Here is an 18,200-nt window from a genome sequence, read left to right as displayed (position 1 = left end):
GGTCAGCCCAGTTCGTCGAGGGAGCGTTCCTCGAAGCCGCCGCCGACGGTGGCGGCCACGGCGCGCAGCCGGGCGCGGGTGAGGTCGGCGACGGTGGCGTAGCCCGCGAGCCGGGCGTTGGAGCCCTCGCGGGTGGGCTCGGCCCAGTTGACCGACCAGCACTGACGGGTCCCGCCGTCGGCGGCGTTGGTGAGGGCCGTGGCGTGCCCGGTGGTGCCGCTACCGGCGAAGAAGTCGAGCACCAGCGCGTCGTCGGGCATGGTCTCGATGACGCGGCGCAGCAGCCCGGTGGGCTTGGGCGACTCGAAGACGTGTCCGACCAGCGCCTTCAGCTCCGCCACCGCGCTGTCCGTGGAGCCGACCTCCTCGGCCAGCCAGATCGTGCGCAGCTTCTTGCGGCGTCCCTCGTGCAGCCAGTCCTTCTGCACGATGTCGACCCGGTCGCCGGCGCGCCCCCGGATCACCTTGCACAACAGGTCGTCGGCCCGCTCGTCGACCAGCGGCGCGGACCACCGCCACACCGCGGGCGACCCGTCGCCGAACACCGGCAGCACCTCCACCGCCGACGGGAACGGCCTGCTGGCCACCCGGCCGCTCGAGGGGTCGCCCCACAGCGGGTAGTGCAGGGTCGCGGACGTCGCGGGGTTGAACTTCTTGTTGGTGTTGCGCAGCGGCAGGTGCCGCAGCCGGCGTCCGTCGGGCTCGGTGAGGGGGAAGTCGCTGGGGTTGACCAGCGCTGCGCTGGAGGCCTCGAGGGCGCAGTGCGCCGGGTCGCGGGCGTAGACCAGGAGGTACTCGTGGCTGGTCGCGAACCCCGACCCGAGCTGGCGACCCTTGGGGTTGAGGTTGACCACGACCTGGGCCAGGAACGCGTCCTCGCCGAACACCTCGTCCAGCAGCAGCCGCAGGTGGGCCACCTCGTGGTCGTCGATGCTGACGTAGAGCGCCGCGCGGGGGCTCATCACCTCACGCGCCGACACCAGCCGCGGCCGCATCATCGCGACCCACGCGGCGTGCCGCCCACCCTCGCCACGGAAGTCGTCGCGATAGGCGAAGTCGTTGCCGGTGTTGTAGGGCGGATCCAGATAGACCAGGTCGTACGCCGACCGCGGCAGCCCGGCCAGCACGTCCAGGTTGTCGCCCTCGACGAAGACGTTCCACGGCGCGACCGGGCGCTCCTCGACGCCGGTCCGTCCGGTCATCGCGCCGGTCCGCCGGTGCCGCGACGTCAGGCGGCACCGCCCCCGGAGATCGACCTCGGCGCCGGCGTCGATTCCTCACCGTCGGCCTCGGACGGGGAGGCGGCGCGACGCGGGAGGCGGACGCGTCGCTTCGCGTCCTCGGGCCGGATCCGCTTGTCCAGGTCGGCGTGCGCGAGGAGCACGGGGTAGGCCACGTCCTGGGCGGGGTAGCTCGCGATGGGCTGGTCCCCGGCGAACACGACGTAGACGGTCGAGCCGGTCGGCGCGATCTTCAGGATCGAGCCGTCCTTGACGCCCGCGGCGTGCGCGAGCGCCTTGCGCCGCGAGTTGAGCGACATCGCGCGCTTGGCCGCGGCCTGCGTGGCCTGCTTGCCGCCCTTGTCCCACACGATCTTCGCCTGCGGGCCGTACTTCACGGCGAGCACCGCCGCGGCGGTGGCGGCCTTGGTGACGCGACCCTTCGATGCCATCGGTTCTCCTCATCACGCATCCGGCGGCCGGCGCCGGCCAGGGATGGGTCCATCACATCAAACCCGACCCAGAAATCCGACCCGCCCGGCCGGTGGGGACTGGGCTAGACCACCTGCTCGCGGTTCCCCCGGTTTCACCTCGCGGCACCGAGGGACCTCGCCATGATGGCCGGATGAGCATCAACCCCGCGGCCGAGACGGCTCGGGCCGACGACGGGACCGACCGGGTTCTCCCCCGGCGCGCCCGCGGGTTGCTGCTGGTGCTCGCCGTGGTCGCGGTGATCGCGCTGTCCCTGGGGGTGGCCGTCACCGTCAACGCCACGGTCGGCATCCGGGTCGACACCCCCGCCGGTCGATGACCCAGGGGTCGGGTCAACCGACCGAGCCGTCGGCGAGCAGCGCGTCGGACATGTCCACGAGCCCGACCGACGTCATCGGCGCGAAGCACTCGACGGGTGTCGGGGACTCGGGCATCACCGGGGTGACCTCCATGCGTCCCGGCGGCCCGAGCACCGCGAGCTCGGTGGGCACCTGACAGCCGATCGACACCACGCTGCCCACCAGGGTCCGGCCCTCGCCGACGTCGGTGCGGGCCACCCGGCGTTCGATCCGCGCCGCGAACCGCCGGTTGTCGAACTGACCCACGAACGCCGCCACGGCGGCCGGCGTGTCCAGCGGCACCGGGGTCAGGTCGACCTCGCCGCCCGCGGCGGTGCCGGTGAGGATCGCCACGGGCACGGCGCTCGCTCCTCCCGGGGGCGAGGCGGTGTCGTCCGGCGCGGGCGACGACTCCCTCGCGCGACCACAGCCGACGGCACCTGCCAGCAGCGCGGCGAGCAGCAGCCCGACCAGGGCGGCCCGGCCCGGCGGGCGGCGTCGTGGTCTCATGAGGCTGTGACGGACCCGACCGAGCAGCGGTTCCCCGGCGGGTCCGCGCCCGGGCGGCGTCGCAGCTTCAGCCGTGCCGAGCTGGAGTCGTTCCGCGGCGCCGAGGTCCCGGACCTGGTCGGCGACGGCGTACGGCTGCTGTTCGTCGGCATCAACCCGGGGCTGTGGACCGCGGCCACCCAGACCCACTTCGCCCATCCGGGCAACCGGTTCTATCCCGCGCTGCTGCGCGCGGGCATCCTCGAGCACGCCGTGGACCCGGCCGCCGGGCTGACCGAGGCCGAGCGCGACGAGCTGCGGGCCCGCGGGATCGGGATCACCAACCTGGTCCGCCGGGCGACGGCGACCGCGGCGGAGCTCGGCGCCGAGGAGCTGCGCGAGGGCGGCACCCGGCTGGTGGACACGGTCCGCCGGCTCCGCCCGCGGGTCGTCGCGGTCGCCGGCATCACGGCCTACCGCACCGCCTTCGGGCAGCGGCGGGCGGTCCCCGGTCGTCAGCCGGAGCCGTTGGCCGGCGCCGAGCTGTGGGTGGTGCCCAACCCGAGTGGCCTCAACGCGCACGAGACGGTCGCCTCGCTCGCGGAGGCGTACGCCGGCCCCGCCCGGGCCGCGGGCCTCCTCGACTGAGGGGGCCGCCGAGCCCGGCCCCGCACCATCCCTGGTCAGCCGGGGAACGCCTGGTCCTTGCCGATGATGGTGAGCCCGTCCTCGACCACGAAGCCGCGGGCGAGGTCCTCCTCCGGGTCGACGCCGACCCGGGCGCCCGCCGGGATCACGACGTTCTTGTCGACGATCGCCCGCCGGACGACCGCCCCCCGGCCGACGTGGACGTCGTTGAGGAGGACCGAGTCGCTGACCTCCGCCTTGGAGTCGACGTAGACCGACGGGGACAGCACCGAGCGATAGACCTGCCCACCGGTCACGACGACGCCCGGCGACATCACCGCGTCCTCCGCGATCGGCAGCACGCCGTGCTCGCCGCGCACCAGCTTGGCGGGCGGCTGCGGACCGTAGGAGGTGTAGATCGGCCAGGAGAAGTTGTAGAGGTTGAAGACCGGCAGCGGCGCGACGGTGTCCATGTGGGCGGCGTAGTAGGAGGACAGCGTCCCGACGTCGCGCCAGTAGCCCCGGTCGCGGTCGGTCGCGCCCGGGACCTCGTTGTCGCGGAAGTCGTAGACGCCCGCGTCGCTGCGGTTGACGAAGGCGGGCACGATGTCGCCGCCCATGTCGTGCTTGGAGCCGCTCATCACCGCGTCGTCGGTGACCGCCTCGATCAGCGCGTCGGCGTCGAAGACGTAGTTGCCCATCGACGCCAGCACCTCCTCGGGGTTGTCGGGCAGACCGACCGGGTCGGTGGGCTTCTCGAGGAACTCGCGGATCTTGGCCGGGTCGGCCGGGTCGACGTCGATCACCCCGAACTGGTCGGCGAGCGAGATCGGCTGCCGGATCGCGGCCACGGTGCACGCCGCGCCGGAGTCGATGTGCTGGGTGACCATCTGGGCGAAGTCCATGCGATAGACGTGGTCGGCGCCGACCACCACCACGATGTCCGGCTTGTCGTCCTTGAGCAGGTTGAGCGACTGGAAGATCGCATCGGCGCTGCCGAGGTACCAGTGCTTGCCGACCCGCTGCTGGGCCGGGACCGGGGCGACGTAGTTGCCCAGCAGGTTGGACATCCGCCAGGTCGTCGTCACGTGGCGGTCCAGGCTGTGTGACTTGTACTGCGTGAGCACGACGATCTTCAGGTAGCCGGCGTTGACGACGTTGGACAGTGCGAAGTCGATCAGCCGGTAGATGCCCGCGAACGGCACCGCCGGCTTGGCCCGGTCGGCCGTCAACGGCATCAGGCGTTTGCCCTCGCCGCCGGCCAGCACGATGGCCAGCACCTTCCTGCGTCCGTGCGACCGGGATCCGACGCCATAGGTGCTCATGCCGCCACGCTAGCCCTGTCCGGTCATACGGCGGGAGGGGTAGTTTCGCGACATGACACAGGCGAGCGCTGGTCCGGGCTTCCGAGTCGACGTTCTCACCAAGGAGTACCCACCGGAGATCTACGGCGGCGCCGGCGTCCACGTGGCCGAGCTGGTCAGGGCCCTGCGAGCCAGGGACGACGTGGAGACCCACGTCCAGGCGTTCGGCGCGCCGCGCGACGAGCCCCTGACGTCGTCGTACGCCGACCTGACCGAGCTCGCGGAGGCCAACGGTGCCGTCAAGACGCTCGGCGTCGACCTGGCGATGGTCGGCGGCTGCGAGGGGACCGACCTGGTGCACTCGCACACGTGGTACGCCAACTTCGCCGGCCACCTGGCCGGGCTGCTGCACGACGTGCCGCACGTGATCTCGGCCCACTCGCTCGAGCCGCTGCGCCCCTGGAAGGCCGAGCAGCTCGGCGGCGGCTACGCCGTGTCGTCGTGGGTGGAACGGACCGCCTACCTCGCGGCCGACACCGTGATCGCGGTGTCCTCGGCGATGCGCGACGACGTGCTCCGGTCCTACCCCGACATCGACCCGGCCAGGGTGACCGTCATCCACAACGGCATCGACACCGGGGCCTGGGCACCGGCCGTGGATCCCGACCGGGTGCGCCAGCTGGGCGTCGACCCGGACCGTCCCTCGGTGGTGTTCGTGGGCCGGATCACCCGGCAGAAGGGGCTGCCGCTGTTCCTGCGCGCCGTCGCCGAGCTGCCGCCGGAGGTGCAGATCGTGCTCTGCGCGGGCGCCCCCGACACCCCCGAGATCGAGGCCGAGGTCGTCGGGCTGGTCGAGGGCCTGGCCGCGAGCCGCACCGGCGTGGTGTGGATCCGCGAGATGCTGCCGCGCGCCGACGTGATCCGGCTGCTCACCGCCGCGACGGCGTTCGCCTGCCCCTCGATCTACGAGCCGCTGGGCATCGTCAACCTCGAGGCGATGGCCTGCGAGACCGCCGTGGTCGCGACCGCGACCGGCGGCATCCCCGAGGTCGTGGTGCCCGACGACACCGGGCTGCTGGTGCCGATCGACCAGGCCACCGACGGCACCGGCACCCCGCTCGACCCCGACCGCTACGTCGCCGACTTCGCGGCGGCGCTCAACGAGGTCGTGGGCGCCCCGGAGCGGGCGGCCGAGATGGGCCGGGCCGGGCGCCAGCGGGCCATCGACTCCTTCTCCTGGACGGCCATCGCCGAGCGGACCGTCGAGGTCTACCGCTCCGTGCTGCGCTGACCCGCCGTCGGGCAGACTGGCCGTCGTGGCGACCCCCGACTACCTCGCGGTCAACCGCGCCAACTGGGACGAGCGGGCGCCCGCCCACGCCAGCAGCCCCGACTACCGCGTCGAGGAGCTGGTCGCCGACCCCACGGCGCTGAGCCAGGTGGTGGAGTTCGACCGGCCGCGGCTCGGCGACCTGAGCGGGCTGACCGGCCTCCACCTCCAGTGCCACATCGGCACCGACACGCTGTCCCTGGCGCGCCTCGGCGCGACGATGACCGGCCTGGACCTCTCCCCCGCCTCCCTGGACCAGGCGCGCGCGCTCGCCGAGCGCGCCGGCGTCCCGATCGACTACGTCGAGGCCGACGTCTACTCCGCCCCACGGGCGCTCGCGGGCCGCCGGTTCGACCTGGTGTTCACCGGCATCGGCGCCCTGTGCTGGCTGCCTGACATCGACCGTTGGGCCGCCGTCGTGGACGACCTGCTCGCGCCCGGCGGTCGGCTGTTCCTGCGCGAGGGGCACCCGATGCTCTGGGCGTTCGACGAGACCTCCCAGGGCGTGCTCGCGCTGGGCTACCCCTACTTCGAAACCGCGGAACCGATCCACGACGACGACGGCGGGACCTATGTCGCCACCGACACCGAGTTCGAGACCACCGAGACCCAGTCGTGGAACCACGGTCTCGGCGAGGTGGTCACCGCACTGCTCGACCGGGGCCTGGTGATCACCGAGCTGGTCGAGCATCGCAGCGTGCCGTGGGACGCGCTCCCGGGACGGATGACCCGCGGTGACGACGGGGAGTTCCGGTTGGACGAGCACCCCGAGCGGCTGCCGCTGACCTACACACTCCAGGCGCGCAAGGCGAGCTGACCGGTGACGCTGTGGCTGACCGACGGCTGGCCCGTCGCGCTGGTGTGGGTGTTCTTCTTCGCGGGCGCGATAGCTCGTGGGGGCGCGATCTACTGGGTCGGCCGGGGCCTGCGCGGGGCCGGGGACCGGCGCCGGCGACTCGCCGAGCACCCCGGGGTGGTCCGCGCCGAGGCGGTGGTGACCCGCTGGGGAGCACCGGCCGTCTCGCTGTCCTTCCTCACCGTCGGGGTCCAGTCGGCCGTCAACGCCGCCGCCGGCCTGCTGCGGATGCCGGCCCGGCGCTACCTGCCCGCGCTCGTGGTCGGCGCGGCGCTGTGGGCCACCGTCTACACGACCGTCGGCTTCGCCGTCCTGTACGCCGTCCTCGGCGGGGCCGGCTGGTGGTGGCTGGTCGTGGCGGCCCTCGTGGCCCTGGTCACGGTCGGCACCTGGCGGGCCCGACGCCGCGCGGCCACCCCGGACGAGGACGCGGACGACACTCCGGGCGACGCTCCCTCGTCCCAACTGGTGGAACGGCGTTCCGAAACCTGAGACGAGCCACCGCGCGGCATCGCCGTCGGCCAGAGTGGCGAGACACCCCTGGACGGCCGCCACGCGCCGCCCGAGTCCCTGTGCTGCACCCCGAGAGGACCGCCATGACCGACGCGCTCCACCCCGAGACCCTGGCCGTGCACGCCGGCCAGGAGGAGGCCGACTCCGCCACCAACGCCCGCGCGGTGCCGATCTATCAGACGACGTCCTACGTCTTCGACAGCACCGAGCACGCCGCCGACCTGTTCGCGCTCAAGGTGCCGGGCAACATCTACACCCGGATCATGAACCCCACGCAGTCGGTCTTCGAGACCCGGATGGCCGCCCTGGAGGGGGGCGTCGGGGCGCTGGCGACCGCGTCCGGATCGTCCGCCGTCACCTACGCCGTGCTCAACCTGACCTACGCCGGCGACAACATCGTCGCCCTCTCCACGCTCTACGGCGGCACCTACGCGCTGTTCGCGCACACGCTCCCCCAGTTCGGGATCGAGGTGCGCTTCGTCGACCCCGACAAGCCGGAGGAGCTCGCGCAGCACGTCGACGAGAAGACGAAGCTGGTCTTCGCCGAGACCGTCGGCAACCCGAGGATCAACGTCGTCGACATCCGCGCGTGGGCCGACGCGGCCCACGACCAGGGCCTGCCGCTGCTCGTCGACAACACCGCCCCGACGCCGTACCTGTGCCGGGTCCTCGACCAGGGCGCCGACGTGGCGATCCACTCGGCGACGAAGTACATCGGCGGCCACGGCACCTCGATCGGCGGCGTGATCGTCGACGCGGGCAGCTTCGACTGGACCGCCCACGCCGAGCGGTTCCCGGGGCTCACCCAGCCCGACGGGGCCTACCACGGCGTGGTGTGGACCGAGGCGGTCGGCAACCTCGCCTACATCATCCGGGCTCGCACGGTGCTGCTGCGCAACACCGGTGCCGCGGTCACGCCGATGAACTCCTGGCTGTTCCTGCAGGGCCTCGAGACCCTCCATCTGCGGATGGAGCGGCACAGCCAGAACGCCCAGAAGGTCGCGGAGCACCTCGCCGGGCACGACGCCGTCGCCTGGGTCAACTACCCCGGCCTCGCCGACTCGCCCGACAAGGCGGCGGCCGACAAGAACTTCACCGGCCGTGGGTACGGCGGCCTGGTCAGCTTCGGCATCAAGTCCGGGCGCGACGGCGGGAAACGGTTCATCGAGGCGCTCACGTTGTTCAGCCACCTGGCCAACATCGGCGACGCCAAGTCGCTGGCGATCCACAACGCCACCACCACGCACAGCCAGCTCACCCCCGACGAGCTCGCCGCCGCGGGCGTCCCGGAGGACATGGTCCGGCTGTCGATCGGCATCGAGCACGTCGACGACCTGATCGCCGACCTCGACCAGGCGCTGGCCGCCGCGGGCTGAGACCTCCCCCTGTCCCTCCCCATGACCCCGACGCCCGACCTCCGGCATCGGGTCGTGCTCTTCACCGAGGACGACCCGATGCTGCTCGACAGCGGCGGGCGGCTCGACCACGTCGAGGTGGCCTACGAGACCTGGGGCACCCTCGACGCCGACGGCACCAACGCCGTCTTCGTCTGTCACGCGCTGACCGGCGACTCGCACGCGACCGGCACCCCCGACTCGCCGGGTTGGTGGGAGACGATGATCGGCCCCGGGCGACCCGTCGACACCGACCGGTTCTTCGTCGTCTGCCCCAACCTGCTGGGCGGCTGCCGCGGCACCACCGGTCCCGCGTCCGTCGACCCGGCGACCGGGACGCCGTACGGACTGGACTTCCCGCTGCTGACCGTCCGCGACTTCGTCACAGTGCACCGCCGGCTGGCCCGGCACCTGGGCATCGACCGGGTGCTGGCGGCGATCGGTGGGTCGCTCGGCGGCATGCAGGCCCTGCAGTGGGCGCTCGACGCACCGACGGAGGTCGGCCGCGCCGTCGTCATCGCCGCGAGCAGTCGGCTGTCGGCGCAGAACATCGCGTTCTCCGCGGTCGCCCGGTCCGCGATCATGCGTGACCCGGAGTTCGCCGACGGGCGCTACCCCGAGGGCGGAGGGCCGCGCACCGGACTCGCCATCGCCCGGATGATGGCGCACATCACCTACCTGTCGGAGCAGGCGATGGCCGAGAAGTTCGGCCGCCGGTTCCAGGACTCGGAGGAGCCGCGGCACCGGTTCGGCGTGGACTTCGCGGTCGAGTCCTACCTCGAGCACCAGGGGCAGACCTTCCTCGACCGCTTCGACGCGCTCAGCTACCTCTACCTGACCCGGTCGCTCGACTACTTCGACTGCTTCGCCGACCCGACCGCCACCCACGCGTTGGCGCGCTCCGCCGACCCGACCCGGTTCCTGGTCGTCTCCTTCGACTCCGACTGGCGGTTCGCGACCACCCACTCCCGACGGATCGTGCGGGAGCTCGAGCGGGCGCGGGTGCCGGTCTCCTTCCGCGAGGTCGCCTCCCCGCACGGTCACGACTCGTTCCTGCTCGACAACGCCGACTACCTCGACACGGTCGCCGCCTTCCTCGACCAGGCCGCCGAGGGCATCGGCACCGCCGGAGGCCACGATGCGACCTGACCTCGAGGTGGTGGCGGCGCTGGTGCCCCTGGCCCCGGGTCCTCGACCTCGGCTGCGGCGACGGGGCGCTGCTGGCCGAGCTCACTGCGAGCCGCGGCTGCACCGGGACCGGCGTCGACCGCGACCCGGCCTCGCTGCGCGCGGCGATCCGACGTGGCGTCCCGGTCATCGAGCTCGACCTCGACGCGGGGCTGGGCGAGTTCGCCGACGGGTCCTACGACCTGGTGGTGGTCTCGCAGACGCTCCAGGCCAGCCGACATCCGGACCGGGTGCTCGACGAGGTGGTCCGGATCGCCGGGCGAGGGATCGTGTCGGTGCCCAACTTCGGCCTCTGGAAGCACCGGGCCGAGCTCGCGCTGCGTGGCCGGATGCCGGTCTCGGCCGAGCTCCCCCACCCGTGGTACGACACGCCCAACATCCACCTGGCCACCCTGGCGGACCTCGAGGACCTGTTCGCGGCCCGCGGGCTGTCCGTCGCCGAGCGCCGGCTCCTGGACGCATCCGGCCGGGCCGCGACCGGCTGGCGCTCCCGCGGGCCCGCCAACCTGATGGCCTCGGGCGCGGCCTACTCCGTCGTGGCCCCCTGAGCAGATCCGCTACGGCGTGCCGCTGGGCGAGACGCTGCCGCCGCTGGCACCCGAGCGGCCTCACCCCGATCGGCCGAACCAGCACACCGACGCGTAGGGCGGCCCGCTGAGCCGGACGGATTCGCCGAACGCCGGAGACTCCCGGCCCTAGGATGCATCCCTGGCGACCCTGCGGGGCGTCGTACGGTGTGGGCGAGGTGCGCCCGACCGCAACGGGGAGGATGTGAAGGGCCGTGACCGCGTTCCTGGTCGTGGGCGTCATCGGGATCGTCCTGCTGGTGCTGTCGCTGTTCTTCGGCGACCACACCGACGCCCTGCACGGGATGTTCGAGTTCGGCGGCGACTGGTTCTCCGGCGCCGCGCTGGCGGGCTTCCTGGGCGCGCTCGGCTTCGTCGGCGCCCTGGCGTACGACGCCACCGGCAGCACCACGGTCGGCATCGCCGTCGGCGTCGTCGCCGGCGTGGTGATCGGCGCCCTGGTCGGCTGGGCGATGGCCAAGCTGCGCGACGGCGACGATGACTCCACCGTCCGCTCCGCCGAGCTGGTGTGGAAGGAGGGCACCGTGGTCAGCGCGATCCCCGCGGAGGGCTACGGCGAGATCTCCGTGGTCGTTGCCGGCCATCTCACCAAGCTCAACGCACGGGCGCCCGAGCCGTTGCCCGCCGGGACCCCGGTGATCGTCACCGGCGTCCTCTCGCCGACCTCCGTCTCGGTCGAGTCCCGCTGACCGACCCCATCCGCCACCCGTTCCGAACAGGAGCCCGTCATGTTCTCGTCCGTCTCACCCACCCTGATGGCCATCGTCGGCCTGGTCGTGCTGCTGGTGCTGCTGGTGCTGCTGATCACCAGCCGCTACAAGGTCGCCGGCCCCAACGAGGCGTTCATCGTCACCGGCCGCAAGGGCCGGTCGGTCCGCAACGTCGAGACCGGCGTGCTGTCCACCGACCTCTCCGGCCAGAAGGTCGTGATGGGCGGGGGCGTGTTCGTGATCCCGTTCGTGCAGCGGCTGCACATCCTCGACCTGTCCTCGCGACGGATCTCGGTGCAGATCCGGGGCGCCGTCTCGGGGCAGGGCGTCAAGCTCAACCTCGACGGCGTCGCGATCGTCAAGGTCGGCGGCAACGAGGACTCCATCCGCGCGGCCGCGCAGCGCTTCCTCACCCAGCAGGAGGAGGTGGAGACGTTCACCCAGGAGACGCTCGCCGGCTCACTCCGGTCGATCGTGGGCTCGCTCTCGGTGGAGCAGATCATCCGGGACCGCGCGGCGTTCGCCCAGCGCGTGGCCGACGAGTCGGAGACGTCGCTGACCGGTCAGGGCCTGGTGCTGGACACGTTCCAGATCCAGGACATCACCGACGACGGCACCTACCTCGCCGACCTCGGTCGCCCGGAGGCCGCCAAGGTCGCCCAGGTCGCCGCGATCGCCGAGGCCGAGGCCCGGCAGGCCGCCGAGCAGGCGCGCATCCTGGCCGAGCAGGAGATCGCCATCTCCCAGCGGCAGCTGGCGCTGAAGACGGCGGAGATCAAGGCCGAGACCGACGCCGCCTCCGCGCAGGCGGCCGCCGCCGGTCCGCTGGCCCAGGCCGACCGCGACCAGGCCATCCTCACCGAGCAGGAGAAGGTCGCGGTCCGGCAGGCGGCCCTGAAGGAGCGCCAGCTCGACACCGAGGTCCGCAAGCCGGCCGACGCCGAGCGCTACAAGGTCGAGACCGAGGCCCAGGCTCGCCGCAACTCCGAGATCCTCGAGGCCGAGGCCCGCAAGGCGGCGTCCATCGCGGCCGCCGAGGCCGAGGCCGAGAAGGCCCGGCTCACCGGTGAGGGCGAGAAGTCGCGCCGATCGGCGCTGGCCGAGGCCGAGGCGATCGAGGGTGCCAAGCGCGGTGAGGCCGAGAAGGCCCGCCGCGTCGCGGAGGCCGACGCGGTCCGCGCCGAGGGTGACGCGCAGGCGGCAGCCACGCTGGCCACCGGCGAGGCCGAGGCCACGGCGATGAGCAAGCGCGCCGACGCCTTCGCGCAGTACAACGAGGCTGCCGTGCTGCAGATGCTCGTCGAGATCCTGCCCAAGGTCGCCCACGAGGTGGCAGCGCCGATGAGCGCCATCGACAAGCTGACGGTCATCTCCACCGACGGCGCCGGCAAGATCCCCAAGCAGGTCACGGACAACGTCGTGCAGACGCTGGAGATGCTGCGCAACACCACCGGGGTCGACCTGGAGGGGCTGGTCAGCAAGTACGCCGCCGGCGCGGGCGAGCCGGAGCTCGAGGGCGGCACCGCCGGCTGAGGTCGGGCGGGGAGGGGCCCACGGCGTGCTGACCCTCCCCGCCCGGCCGGGCCGAGTGCCGGGGCGCCGTCAGGAGGCCGGGGTCTCCTCGGCCTCGCCGGCGACGACCTCACCCTGGTCGGCCCGCTCGGTGGTGCTGATGGCGATCTTCTGTCCGGTCAGCTCGGCGTAGACCTCGGCGACCCGCACGGTCAGCACACCGGCGTCGTAGCCCGCCGTCACGGCCTCGGGGCGCACCGGTCGGCCCAGGCTGAAGGAGCGCCGGAAGGACCCGTAGCGGAACTCGCGGAGCAGGCGTCCCTCCGACTCCTCGGCGCGCTCGTCGCGACGCTCCCCACTGATCACGATCTCGCGACCGAGCACCTCGACGGTGACGTCGCGGGCGATGTCGAGGCCGGGGAGCTCGAGGCGGATCAGGGCGTCGTCGCCCTCTCGGTGGACCTCGGCCGCCGGGCTGAACGCGGCGTCGACCTCGTCCACGCCGACCGGGGCGAACGCCTGGCGGATGATCGACTCGAAGTCACGGAAGGGGTCACGGCGGACATAGAGGCTGTTGCGCATGGTGGTTCTCCTCGCTCAGTGGCTCGGGCCCGACGTCCGGACCCTCACCGGTCCTAACTTGAGTCGAGTCTACTCAATTCCCTTGAGCGACCCAATGCCAGGTTGAGGTCCCTCACTCACCCCTCCCACCGCTGGCTAGCCTCGACGCATGCTCCCCGCACGCTGGCTCGACACCGCACTCGACCGCACGGTCGCGCCCGGCTTCTCCGCCGTCGGCCACGCCGTGCGCAGCCGACTGCCCGGATGGCCGGCGGACCCCGCGCCCGACGCCCTGCGCGGGCAGCAGGCGCTGGTCACCGGGGCCTCCTCCGGCCTGGGGATCGCCACCGCGGCCGGGTTGGCGGCCCTGGGCGCCGAGGTCCACCTGGTGGTGCGCGACCTGGCCAAGGGACGCCGCGTGCTGGCCGACCTGCGCCGCGAGATCCCCGGTTCCTCGCTCCACCTGTGGCGGTGCGACCTCGCCGACCTCGACGATGTCGGCGACCTCGGGGACGAGCTGCTCGCCGCGGGGCATTCCCTCGACGTGGTGGTCCACAACGCCGGCGCACTCCCCGCCACCCGCCAGGAGTCGCCACAGGGGCACGAGCTCACCATGGCGCTGCATGTCCTGGCGCCCGTGGCCCTGACCGAGCGGCTGCTGCCGATCCTGCGGGAGGGAGCCCGCGTGGTCCTGGTGACCTCGGGCGGGATGTACGGCCAGCGGCTACGCGACGACGACCCCGACTATCGCAGCGGCGACTACTCCGGCACCACGGCCTACGCCCGCTCGAAGCGGGCCCAGGTCGAGCTGCTGCCGGTCCTGGAGAGCCGCTGGTCCCCCTCGGGTGTGCACGTCCATGCCACCCACCCCGGCTGGGCCGACACTCCTGGCGTGGCGGAGTCGCTGCCCACGTTCCGCAGGATCGTGGGTCCGTTCCTGCGCGACGCCGTGGCGGGCGCCGACACCACCGTGTGGCTGGCGGCGCAGTCACCGTCCCCGGCCGGTGGCGGGCTCTGGCACGACCGTCGCCGCCGCCCGACGCATCTGCTGCCCCGCACCGAGTCGAGTCCCGACCAGGTCGCGCGGCTGTGGTCCTGGGTCGAGACGGAGACCGCTCCGGGCCGGCGTGCCTGATCCCCTCGCACCGGCCCGTCCACGGGACCGGGATAGCCGCTCGCATCCACGCCGACCTGGGTAGACTGCCCGCCGGTCCCCGGGGAAGAAAGCGCTGCCCATGAGCTCTCCACGGTTCTGCCACGACTGTGGGAACCGACTGACCGACGAGTCCCTGCGCTTCTGCATCCAGTGCGGCGCGCGGGTCCCCCAGGTCGAGGCGGCCCCCGGCGCCCGCACCCCAGGGCATCGACGAGGCCGCCACCGTGCTCGGTCCGCCCCGGCCCCCGCCTCCGGCCTCGCCACCGGCCGTGCCGCCTGCCCCCTCGGGCCCGCGCACTCCGCTGCCGCAGCCTCCGCCCGTCGGCTGGCCACCCGGCCAGCCACCGACCCGGCCCGGCACCTACCCGGATGGACCGGCGCCGCGCAGTCGGCGCGGCCTGTTCGCGGCGCTCGCCGCCGCGCCGCCGTCCTGGCGGTGGTCGTCGTCGGCGGCGCCTACTATCTCGGCACCCGAGGCACCGACGACGCGGCGGCGGCCAGACGCGAGCCCGCGAGCCGACAGCAGCCCGTCGGAGGCGGCCTCCACCACCGCCCCTCCCTCGTCCGAGCCTGCCAGCTCGACACCGACCCCGACGACCGAGCCGGAGGTTCGCGACCCGCTGCGGCTGGGGATCGGCCTGCAGAACCAGGCGTGCTCCGGGAAGTACCTCATCCTGCTCCAGATCTCGGGCGACGCGACCAACCGGGGCGTCCTGCGCAAGACGGCCACGGCCGTCTCCGGTGCTCACTACCTCGAGAACGCCGCCTCCTGCAGGAGCTTCCGGGCCTACGACACGCGGACCTCCGACTCGATCTACACCGTCTACCAGGGCCCCTACCCGACCCTGGCCGCGGCCTGTGAGCAGCTCCACCGCACCGGCGTCAACTGGGCGCGGATCAAGCTCCTCGAGGGAGACGCCGGCGAGCGCGAGCTCTGCATGTGCGACGCCTCGGCAGACGAGCTCCCTGCGATCGGCGCCGCCGGCGTCGATGTGGAGTCCGAGGTCGCCGTCCGGTGGATCCAGGAGGTCCAGTGGGTGCTGATGCTGAAGGGCTACCTCGACCGGCACAGCGTGCACGGCAACTACGGCTCGGAGTTCGTCGACGCGCTCGCGGCGTTCCAGTCGGACGTCGGCCAGAGTCCCAGCGGTGTCGTCGAGCCGCGCACCTGGTCGACCCTGCAACAGACGTTCTGCGCCCCATGACCCGGGCCGACCGACGCGGCCGCGCTCGATCGCTGGCCGTCGTCCTCGTCGCTCTGCTGGCCACGGCATGCAGCGTGCTGTCGCCGTCAACCGGGCGCCCCGGGGAGCAGCCCGGGAGCGGGACCGCGTCCCCGTCGCCGACCGCGGCGGTCTCCTCCGCCACCGAGTCTGCGCTGGCCGGGACCCGCCCCAACGTGCTGGTCATCGAGACCGACGACATGCGGGTCGACGACCTCCGGTTCATGCCGCACGTACGCCGGCTGATCCAGCGTCGCGGCCTCTCCTTCGAGAACTCCTTCGCGCCGAACCCCCTGTGCTGCCCCTCGCGAGCAAGCTTCCTCAGCGGGCAGTACTCCCACAACCACGCGGTGTTGTCGCACCAGCGGCCCTACGGCTTCAGCGCCTTCGACGACTCCGACACGCTGGCGACCCGCCTCGAGGCCGCCGGCTACCAGACCGCGTTGATCGGGAAGTACCTCAACTACTACGGCGAGCGGCCGGTCCACGGCACGGGCGAGCCGTCCCTGCACTACGTCCCGCCGGGATGGACGCAGTGGTACGGCTCCACCGACCACGTGTTCCCGCGGTCGTCGCCGCTGCGCGGTGGCACCTACAACTACTTCCACCTGACCAGCAACGTCAACGGCAAGCTCCGCACGTGGCCGGGCCAGTACACCACCGTCGTGACGGCTGGGCAGGCCACCAGGCTGGCCGAGCGGTTCGCCGAGGACCCCGAGCAGCGGCCGTGGTTCGTGTGGTGGAACCCGGTCGCGCCGCATCATGGGTTCCCCTTCGAGGCCGACGACGTCGTGCGGCTGCGACAGACCAACGGCGTCGTCCGTCGTTGGCTGTCCCCGGTGCGCCCCGACTGGATCAAGGGCGCCTACGACGACCAGGTGCCGCGCGGAGCCGGCGTCCCGCCGACCGGCGACCCCGAACCCGACCGCACCGACAAGCCCGACTACCTCAGCCGCCTGCCACCGCTGAGCGCGGCCGAGCTGACGGCGGAGCAGAGCCTGACGCGACAGCGGGCCGAGGCGCTCGGGGTCCTGGACCGTCAGATCGGGAAGCTGCTGCACCGGCTCCGCGACGACGGGGCACTCGACGGCACCATCGTCGTCTTCACCTCCGACAACGGGTTCTACCTCGGCGAGCATGACAAGCGGTTCGGCAAGATCACCCCCCACGAGCCCTCGATCCGAGTGCCGCTGATGATCACCGGACCGGGCATCCCCCGCGGGCACCGATACGACCCCGTCGCCACGATCGACCTGGCACCCACCTTCGCCGCCTGGGCGGGCACGGACCTGAAGGACCCCGACGGCATCGACCTGTCCGCGACCATCGAGTCCGGGGACGTCGGATGGCAGCGGCCGATCCTGCTCGAGGGAGTCATGGAGGAGCCCGGCTACCCGGGCGCGCTCACCATCGCCGGCGAGCAGCGGCTCTCGATCGTCGGCGTCCGCCTGGGCCGCTGGAAGCTGATGCTCTACAGCACCGGGGAGACCGAGTGGTACGACCTGGAGAAGGACCCGCTGGAGATGGAGAGCATCCCTGCCGACCGGGTGCCCGCGGAGGTCGCCGACCAGCTCCGGACGCTGCTCGGAGACCAGGTGGCCTGTGCCGGCGACAGCTGCCGCGTGCCGCTGCCGGCCTCGCTCACCCTCGACCCGGACACCAACCGCGAGCTCACGAGGCGGCAGGCCCGGGCGACCCAGGCCTACTACCAGGTCGGGCGATGAGCCCCAGCACCTCCGGCAGGACCGAGCCGTGACGACCTCGCTCGCCCCGGGGTCGCGGTTCGGCGCCTACGGCGTGGGGCGACTCCTGGGCAGGGGCGCGATGGGGGTCGTCTACGAGGCCACGCATCTGGCGCTCGAGCGGCAGGTGGCCCTCAAGGTGCTCGCCCCCGACCTCGCCTCGGACCCCGACTTCCAGGAGCGGTTCCGCCGGGAGGCGGCGATCGTGGCCCGCCTGGACTCTCCCCACATCGTGACCGTCTACGACGCCGGCGAGGTCGACGGCCGGCTCTTCATCGCCAGTCGTCTCGTCCCGGGACAGGACCTGGGCCAGGTGCTCCGCGAGCGCGGCGGGCTGCCCCCCGCCGAGGCCCTCGATCTCGTCCGCCAGACGCTGGTGGCGCTGCGCAGCGCCCACGGAGCAGGGGTGGTCCATCGCGACGTGAAGCCCGGCAACGCGCTGGTCCATCGGCGGCCCGACGGCAGCACCCGGCTGCTGCTGTGCGACTTCGGCATCGCCCGGTCCCTGGAGGAGACCGGCCTCACCCGCGAGACCGCGGCGATCGGCACCTGGGAGTACCTCGCCCCCGAGCGACACGACGGGCGGCCGGCGGATGCCCGGACCGACCTCTATGCCTGCGGGTGCCTCCTGTGGGCGTGTCTCTCGGGCGCACCGCCCTGGCGCGGCACCGGCGTCCAGGTGGCGCTCGCGCACCGCGACGCTCCGGTCCCCCAGCTGAGCGACGGGGGCGTGCCGGCGCGGGTCGTCAACCAGATCCTGGCCATGGCGATGGCCAAGGACCCCGGCCACCGCTACCAGACAGCCGACGAGATGCTGGCCGAGGTGGAGTCCGCCCAGATCATCTGCGAGCGGTTCGCACCCTGACTCGCGCCCGTGGGCGCGGCGCTTCCGTGCCCTGCCCGAGCGCGACAACGGCGGGTCGATCGGGCGCTGTGGCACGATCGAGGTAGCCGGGCA

The 18,200-nt window shown here is 72.8% G+C and carries 19 protein-coding genes; 14 read left to right on the top strand and 5 right to left on the bottom strand.

Going from position 1 to position 18,200, the window contains the following annotated elements:
- Window positions 1–2: 2 nt before the first annotated feature.
- Together R2740_RS04010 and R2740_RS04005 are read right to left on the bottom strand one after the other, a co-directional pair.
- Window positions 3–1,202 carry a site-specific DNA-methyltransferase gene (locus R2740_RS04010; RefSeq protein WP_371301403.1) on the bottom strand — a complete coding sequence of 400 codons (1,200 nt, stop codon included), beginning with the start codon at window positions 1,200–1,202 and terminating at the stop codon, window positions 3–5.
- Window positions 1,203–1,228: 26 nt separating this feature from the next.
- Window positions 1,229–1,672: a hypothetical protein gene (locus R2740_RS04005; protein ID WP_371301402.1), complete on the bottom strand. Its 444-nt coding sequence runs from the start codon at window positions 1,670–1,672 to the stop codon at window positions 1,229–1,231.
- Between the two features lie 173 nt (window positions 1,673–1,845).
- Here R2740_RS04005 and R2740_RS04000 point away from each other — a divergent pair, with 173 nt between their 5' ends.
- Complete coding sequence (locus R2740_RS04000) at window positions 1,846–2,031, top strand: hypothetical protein (protein ID WP_371301401.1); 186 nt, start codon at window positions 1,846–1,848, stop codon at window positions 2,029–2,031.
- Window positions 2,032–2,044: 13 nt separating this feature from the next.
- Here the strand turns inward: R2740_RS04000 and R2740_RS03995 are convergent, their stop codons facing one another.
- Window positions 2,045–2,560 carry a hypothetical protein gene (locus tag R2740_RS03995; RefSeq protein WP_371301400.1) on the bottom strand — a complete coding sequence of 172 codons (516 nt, stop codon included), beginning with the start codon at window positions 2,558–2,560 and terminating at the stop codon, window positions 2,045–2,047.
- Window positions 2,561–2,566: 6 nt separating this feature from the next.
- Between R2740_RS03995 and R2740_RS03990 the strand changes: the two genes are divergently transcribed.
- A complete protein-coding gene (locus R2740_RS03990; protein ID WP_371301399.1) occupies window positions 2,567–3,187 on the top strand; it encodes a mismatch-specific DNA-glycosylase in 621 nt (206 codons plus the stop codon).
- Between the two features lie 35 nt (window positions 3,188–3,222).
- On the opposite strand, the gene glgC is transcribed toward R2740_RS03990, so the two are convergent.
- Window positions 3,223–4,491: a glucose-1-phosphate adenylyltransferase gene (gene glgC, locus R2740_RS03985; protein ID WP_371301398.1), complete on the bottom strand. Its 1,269-nt coding sequence runs from the start codon at window positions 4,489–4,491 to the stop codon at window positions 3,223–3,225.
- A gap of 52 nt (window positions 4,492–4,543) precedes the next feature.
- Here glgC and glgA point away from each other — a divergent pair, with 52 nt between their 5' ends.
- The 8 genes from glgA (at window position 4,544) to R2740_RS03945 (ending at window position 12,581) form a co-directional block, all read left to right on the top strand.
- Window positions 4,544–5,761, top strand: a complete 1,218-nt coding sequence (gene glgA, locus R2740_RS03980; RefSeq protein WP_371301397.1) for a glycogen synthase — start codon at window positions 4,544–4,546, stop codon at window positions 5,759–5,761.
- A gap of 25 nt (window positions 5,762–5,786) precedes the next feature.
- Window positions 5,787–6,617 carry a class I SAM-dependent methyltransferase gene (locus R2740_RS03975; protein WP_371301396.1) on the top strand — a complete coding sequence of 277 codons (831 nt, stop codon included), beginning with the start codon at window positions 5,787–5,789 and terminating at the stop codon, window positions 6,615–6,617.
- A 3-nt stretch (window positions 6,618–6,620) separates the two neighbouring features.
- Window positions 6,621–7,148 (top strand): DedA family protein, encoded by a 528-nt coding sequence (locus R2740_RS03970; RefSeq protein ID WP_371301395.1) that lies wholly within the window; start codon window positions 6,621–6,623, stop codon window positions 7,146–7,148.
- 104 nt (window positions 7,149–7,252) lie between these two features.
- Window positions 7,253–8,545: an O-acetylhomoserine aminocarboxypropyltransferase/cysteine synthase family protein gene (locus R2740_RS03965; RefSeq protein ID WP_371301394.1), complete on the top strand. Its 1,293-nt coding sequence runs from the start codon at window positions 7,253–7,255 to the stop codon at window positions 8,543–8,545.
- Between the two features lie 21 nt (window positions 8,546–8,566).
- Complete coding sequence (locus tag R2740_RS03960) at window positions 8,567–9,712, top strand: homoserine O-acetyltransferase (RefSeq protein WP_371301393.1); 1,146 nt, start codon at window positions 8,567–8,569, stop codon at window positions 9,710–9,712.
- The gene (metW, locus tag R2740_RS03955) at window positions 9,709–10,299 is read left to right on the top strand and encodes a methionine biosynthesis protein MetW (RefSeq protein ID WP_371301648.1); all 591 of its coding nucleotides are present in this window, start codon (window positions 9,709–9,711) and stop codon (window positions 10,297–10,299) included. The genes R2740_RS03960 and metW overlap by 4 nt, the downstream gene beginning before the upstream one ends.
- Before the next feature lie 233 nt (window positions 10,300–10,532).
- Entirely contained in the window at window positions 10,533–11,027 is a 495-nt protein-coding gene (locus tag R2740_RS03950; RefSeq protein WP_371301392.1) for a hypothetical protein, read from the top strand.
- Window positions 11,028–11,066: 39 nt separating this feature from the next.
- Window positions 11,067–12,581 (top strand): flotillin family protein, encoded by a 1,515-nt coding sequence (locus tag R2740_RS03945; protein ID WP_371301391.1) that lies wholly within the window; start codon window positions 11,067–11,069, stop codon window positions 12,579–12,581.
- A 69-nt stretch (window positions 12,582–12,650) separates the two neighbouring features.
- On the opposite strand, the gene R2740_RS03940 is transcribed toward R2740_RS03945, so the two are convergent.
- Window positions 12,651–13,142, bottom strand: coding sequence for an Hsp20/alpha crystallin family protein (locus R2740_RS03940; RefSeq protein WP_371301390.1), 492 nt, complete (start codon window positions 13,140–13,142; stop codon window positions 12,651–12,653).
- Window positions 13,143–13,290: 148 nt separating this feature from the next.
- On the opposite strand from R2740_RS03940, the gene R2740_RS03935 reads away from it, so the two are divergent.
- From R2740_RS03935 to R2740_RS03920, 4 genes are all read left to right on the top strand, one after another.
- A complete protein-coding gene (locus R2740_RS03935) occupies window positions 13,291–14,256 on the top strand; it encodes an SDR family NAD(P)-dependent oxidoreductase (RefSeq protein ID WP_371301389.1) in 966 nt (321 codons plus the stop codon).
- Between the two features lie 290 nt (window positions 14,257–14,546).
- Window positions 14,547–15,482: a peptidoglycan-binding protein gene (locus R2740_RS03930; RefSeq protein ID WP_371301388.1), complete on the top strand. Its 936-nt coding sequence runs from the start codon at window positions 14,547–14,549 to the stop codon at window positions 15,480–15,482.
- Window positions 15,479–17,224 carry a sulfatase gene (locus R2740_RS03925; RefSeq protein ID WP_371301387.1) on the top strand — a complete coding sequence of 582 codons (1,746 nt, stop codon included), beginning with the start codon at window positions 15,479–15,481 and terminating at the stop codon, window positions 17,222–17,224. Before R2740_RS03930 ends, R2740_RS03925 begins: the two co-directional genes overlap by 4 nt.
- A gap of 28 nt (window positions 17,225–17,252) precedes the next feature.
- Window positions 17,253–18,107 carry a serine/threonine-protein kinase gene (locus R2740_RS03920; RefSeq protein ID WP_371301386.1) on the top strand — a complete coding sequence of 285 codons (855 nt, stop codon included), beginning with the start codon at window positions 17,253–17,255 and terminating at the stop codon, window positions 18,105–18,107.
- The last annotated feature ends 93 nt before the right edge of the window (window positions 18,108–18,200 follow it).

This window comes from Nocardioides sp. (assembly GCF_041393715.1).
Lineage (GTDB): Bacteria > Actinomycetota > Actinomycetes > Propionibacteriales > Nocardioidaceae > Nocardioides.
This window is presented reverse-complemented; position numbering and strand designations above follow the sequence as displayed.

Coding starts and splice junctions, on each gene's coding strand:
- glgA (WP_371301397.1), top strand. CDS start 4,544: ATGACACAGGCGAGCGCTGGTCCGGGCTTCCGAGTCGACGTTCTCACC.
- R2740_RS03965 (WP_371301394.1), top strand. CDS start 7,253: ATGACCGACGCGCTCCACCCCGAGACCCTGGCCGTGCACGCCGGCCAG.
- R2740_RS03935 (WP_371301389.1), top strand. CDS start 13,291: ATGCTCCCCGCACGCTGGCTCGACACCGCACTCGACCGCACGGTCGCG.
- R2740_RS03995 (WP_371301400.1), bottom strand. CDS start 2,560: ATGAGACCACGACGCCGCCCGCCGGGCCGGGCCGCCCTGGTCGGGCTG.
- R2740_RS04000 (WP_371301401.1), top strand. CDS start 1,846: ATGAGCATCAACCCCGCGGCCGAGACGGCTCGGGCCGACGACGGGACC.
- R2740_RS03945 (WP_371301391.1), top strand. CDS start 11,067: ATGTTCTCGTCCGTCTCACCCACCCTGATGGCCATCGTCGGCCTGGTC.
- glgC (WP_371301398.1), bottom strand. CDS start 4,491: ATGAGCACCTATGGCGTCGGATCCCGGTCGCACGGACGCAGGAAGGTG.
- R2740_RS04010 (WP_371301403.1), bottom strand. CDS start 1,202: ATGACCGGACGGACCGGCGTCGAGGAGCGCCCGGTCGCGCCGTGGAAC.
- R2740_RS04005 (WP_371301402.1), bottom strand. CDS start 1,672: ATGGCATCGAAGGGTCGCGTCACCAAGGCCGCCACCGCCGCGGCGGTG.
- R2740_RS03925 (WP_371301387.1), top strand. CDS start 15,479: ATGACCCGGGCCGACCGACGCGGCCGCGCTCGATCGCTGGCCGTCGTC.
- R2740_RS03940 (WP_371301390.1), bottom strand. CDS start 13,142: ATGCGCAACAGCCTCTATGTCCGCCGTGACCCCTTCCGTGACTTCGAG.
- R2740_RS03960 (WP_371301393.1), top strand. CDS start 8,567: ATGACCCCGACGCCCGACCTCCGGCATCGGGTCGTGCTCTTCACCGAG.